The organism is Acinetobacter sp. YH12219 (genome assembly GCF_013417875.1).
GTDB classification, from domain to species: Bacteria; Pseudomonadota; Gammaproteobacteria; order Pseudomonadales; family Moraxellaceae; genus Acinetobacter; species Acinetobacter amyesii.
Genome location: NZ_VPDC01000052.1, coordinates 1 through 3,646 on the forward strand (window position 1 = coordinate 1; position 3,646 = coordinate 3,646).

General features: G+C 46.4%; 3 protein-coding genes and 3 pseudogenes. 1 reads left to right on the forward strand and 5 read right to left on the reverse strand.

All coding sequences use genetic code 11. The annotated features are described in order from the left end of the window. The 4 genes and pseudogenes from FTV04_RS16380 to dfrA16 all read right to left on the reverse strand — a co-directional run. Positions 1 to 277 (reverse strand): transposase (locus FTV04_RS16380; RefSeq protein ID WP_171498601.1); only part of this gene is annotated, 277 nt, incomplete at its 3' end. Between the two features lie 88 nt (positions 278 to 365). After that, positions 366 to 1,204 (reverse strand): annotated as a pseudogene (locus tag FTV04_RS16385) (AadA family aminoglycoside 3''-O-nucleotidyltransferase). Between the two features lie 117 nt (positions 1,205 to 1,321). Next, positions 1,322 to 2,188 (reverse strand): PSE family carbenicillin-hydrolyzing class A beta-lactamase CARB-2, encoded by an 867-nt coding sequence (locus tag FTV04_RS16390; RefSeq protein WP_001931474.1) that lies wholly within the window; start codon positions 2,186 to 2,188, stop codon positions 1,322 to 1,324. 164 nt (positions 2,189 to 2,352) lie between these two features. Then, complete coding sequence (dfrA16, locus tag FTV04_RS16395) at positions 2,353 to 2,826, reverse strand: trimethoprim-resistant dihydrofolate reductase DfrA16 (protein WP_032490158.1); 474 nt, start codon at positions 2,824 to 2,826, stop codon at positions 2,353 to 2,355. Positions 2,827 to 2,981: 155 nt separating this feature from the next. Here dfrA16 and intI1 point away from each other — a divergent pair. After that, positions 2,982 to 3,518, forward strand: a pseudogene (gene intI1 / locus FTV04_RS16400) (class 1 integron integrase IntI1); the annotation flags it as partial. A gap of 53 nt (positions 3,519 to 3,571) precedes the next feature. On the opposite strand, the pseudogene FTV04_RS16405 reads toward intI1, so the two are convergent. Beyond that, positions 3,572 to 3,646 (reverse strand): annotated as a pseudogene (locus tag FTV04_RS16405) (IS6 family transposase); the annotation flags it as partial.

Below are 3,646 nucleotides of genomic sequence, written 5' to 3' on the forward strand. Positions count from 1 at the left end.
TCTTCAACACACCTTCTAAAAAATCAATTTCTAATGCCTGCTCACCGATTTTTGCATGTAGTTTTTTTAGATCGATGGGTGGTTCTGTTGGAGCTTTTGATTGATCGAAAGCTTGCGAGGAAGCTGAGATCAATTGATTTTTCCAGTCAATAATTTGGTTTTGATGAACATCAAACTCAGCACTCAATTCAGCAAGTGTTTTTTCTGCTTTAATCGCAGCAAGTGCTACCTTAGCTTTAAAATCATTTGAATGATTTCTTCTTGGTCTACGTGCCATAAAATACTCCATATATTGATGTTTATAACATCATTTGAGGAGCAGAATATCACTTATAGGAGTTGTTCAAATTTACGGATCCATCTCTTTAAGCCGCCGCGCGTAGCGCGGTCGGCTTGAACGAATTGTTAGACATCATTTACCAACTGACTTGATGATCTCGCCTTTCACAAAGCGAATAAATTCTTCCAAGTGATCTGCGCGTGAGGCCAAGTGATCTTCTTTTTGTCCCAGATAAGCTTGCTTAGCTTCAAGTAAGACGGGCTGATACTGGGCAGGTAGGCGTTTTATTGCCCAGTCGGCAGCGACATCCTTCGGCGCGATTTTGCCGGTTATTGCGCTGTACCAAATGCGGGACAACGTAAGCACTACATTTCGCTCATCGCCGGCCCAGTCGGGCTGCGAGTTCCATAGCTTCAAGGTTTCCCTCAGCGCCTCGAATAGATCCTGTTCAGGAACCGGGTCAAAGAATTCCTCCGCTGCCGGACCTACCAAGGCAACGCTATGTTCTCTTGCTTTTGTAAGCAGGATAGCTAGATCAATGTCGATCATGGCTGGCTCGAAGATACCCGCAAGAATGTCATTGCGCTGCCATTCTCCAAATTGCAGCTCGCGCTTAGCCGGATAACGCCACGGGATGATGTCGTCATGCACGACAAGGGTGACTTCTATAGCGCGGAGCGTCTCGCTCTCGCCAGGGAAAGCCGAAGCCTCCATAAGGTCATTGAGCAATGCTCGCCGCGTCGTTTCATCAAGCTTTACGGCCACAGTAACCAACAAATCAATATCGCTGTATGGCTTCAGGCCGCCATCCACTGCGGAGCCGTACAAATGCACGGCCAGCAACGTTGATTCCAGATGGCGCTCAATGACGCTTAGCACCTCTGATAGTTGGTTCGAAATTTCGATGGTCACCGCTACCCTCATGATGTCTAACGCCGCCATAAGTTGCGGCTTTGGAGTTGATTGTTTTGTGGTAGCGTAGCGTTAAACCACAAAACAAGCGACGGAAAAGCCGTCAACTTGATGGCCTTGTTAGCCTTATCAGCGCGACTGTGATGTATAAACGTCAAAAATTGAATGACCAATTTTAACAATCGCATCATTTCGCTCTGCCATTGAAGCCTGTGTTTGAGCTAGATAGATGCTCACAATAATTGGGGCTTGATGCTCACTCCACACAACTGCTGTAATACTCCGAGCACCAAATCCGCCAGCACCTGAGCGATCCGCAATGTTCCATCCCGCCGGCAATACTGAACGTAGTAAATTACCAGTGACTTGATTGTTCACCATCCAAGACTCTAATTTTTTCTGGTTCATTTCAGATAGCGCGGAACCAAATAAAAATTTATTCAAAGTACTGGCTATTGCCTTAGGAGTTGTCGTATCCCTCAAATCACCGAGCTTACCTTCATTTAAATCAGGCTCAATACGGTCTAGACGAGTCTCTTTGTCCCCAATTTGTCTTAAAAAATCAGTAACGCCTTTGGGGCCACCTACAGCACTTAGGATGATATTTGCCGCAGTATTATCACTTGTAGTCATAGTTGCGAAGCACGCATCATCGAGTGTGATTGCCTGCCCTACTTGCTTTTCTATTACAGGGGAATAGGTCACAAGATCTGCTTTCTTAATCTCGACTGTACTATTGGGATTAACTTTTCCTTGCTCAGCATCATATAGTAATTTAGCGCAAGCTATTGTTTTAAAAGTACTTGTTAACGGGAAGCGCTGATTGCCATTGTAATCCCAATATTCTCCATTTTGAGTATCAAGAACGGAAACACCTATACGAGCAGAAAGAGAAACTTCAATTGCCTTAACGTCTTGTTCAACTTGCTGAAACTTTGAACTACTTGCAAAAACCACGGATGGTATTAAAAGCGAAAATGCCAATAAAAACTTCATGTAAGTAACCCCATAATTTTGATTGTCACACATTTTATATAAAAGCATGAGGCTCCATAATATGGCTAACGCCCGCCTCAACTGCCGGAGGTTAATGGCGCCTTTTTTGCAGCTCCACCGCAAAAAAAGGTGACAGTAACCGGAGGTCAGATTGCAGGCGCTTGTTAACTCTTTTGCCAGATTTGATAACAATAGTTAATGTTAGACTCGAAATCTTGCTCAAATACCAACTTGAATGTATCTGGGATTTCAGGAAAAACTATGTCTCCATCTCGCTCGATGTCGACTGTTGAAATATGCAAAGTATCTACTTTGGAAATCAAGCTTTTGTATATTTCACCACCACCAGAAACGATAACATGATCCGTGATTTCCTCTAAATTTATTAAGGCATCCTGAATTGAGGAGAAAACCATTACACCCTCATCATTCGTAGAAAAATTAGAGCGAGTTACAACTGCATACTTTCGATTTGGGAGAGCGCCCATTGACTCAAAAGTTTTGCGTCCAACTAAAAGCCATTGATTATATGTAATTGCCTTAAATAGAAGTTGCTCGCCTTTGGCGCTCCATGGAATATCTGGTCCATTACCGATAATACCGTTCTTCGACTTGGCAGCCATTAGTGATAACTTCACGATTTCTCCCTCGAGTTAACTTTGTTTTAGGGCGACTGCCCTGCTGCGTAACATCGTTGCTGCTCCATAACATCAAACATCGACCCACGGCGTAACGCGCTTGCTGCTTGGATGCCCGAGGCATAGACTGTACAAAAAAACAGTCATAACAAGCCATGAAAACCGCCACTGCGCCGTTACCACCGCTGCGTTCGGTCAAGGTTCTGGACCAGTTGCGTGAGCGCATACGCTACTTGCATTACAGCTTACCAACCGAACAGGCTTATGTCCACTGGGTTCGTGCCTTCATCCGTTTCCACGGTGTGCGTCACCCGGCAACCTTGGGCAGCAGCGAAGTCGAGGCATTTCTGTCCTGGCTGGCGAACGAGCGCAAGGTTTCGGTCTCCACGCATCGTCAGGCATTGGCGGCCTTGCTGTTCTTCTACGGCAAGGTGCTGTGCACGGATCTGCCCTGGCTTCAGGAGATCGGAAGACCTCGGCCGTCGCGGCGCTTGCCGGTGGTGCTGACCCCGGATGAAGTGGTTCGCATCCTCGGTTTTCTGGAAGGCGAGCATCGTTTGTTCGCCCAGCTTCTGTATGGAACGGGCATGCGGATCAGTGAGGGTTTGCAACTGCGGGTCAAGGATCTGGATTTCGATCACGGCACGATCATCGTGCGGGAGGGCAAGGGCTCCAAGGATCGGGCCTTGATGTGGCACTGTTGCAAAGTTAGCGATGAGGCAGCCTTTTGTCTTATTCAAAGGCCTTACATTTCAAAAACTCTGCTTACCAGGCGCATTTCGCCCAGGGGATCACCATAATAAAATGCTGAGGCCTGGCC

Bases quoted from the DNA above. Each gene is read 5' to 3' on its own strand.
- FTV04_RS16390 (WP_001931474.1), bottom strand. From the start codon at position 2,188: ATGAAGTTTTTATTGGCATTTTCGCTTTTAATACCATCCGTGGTTTTT.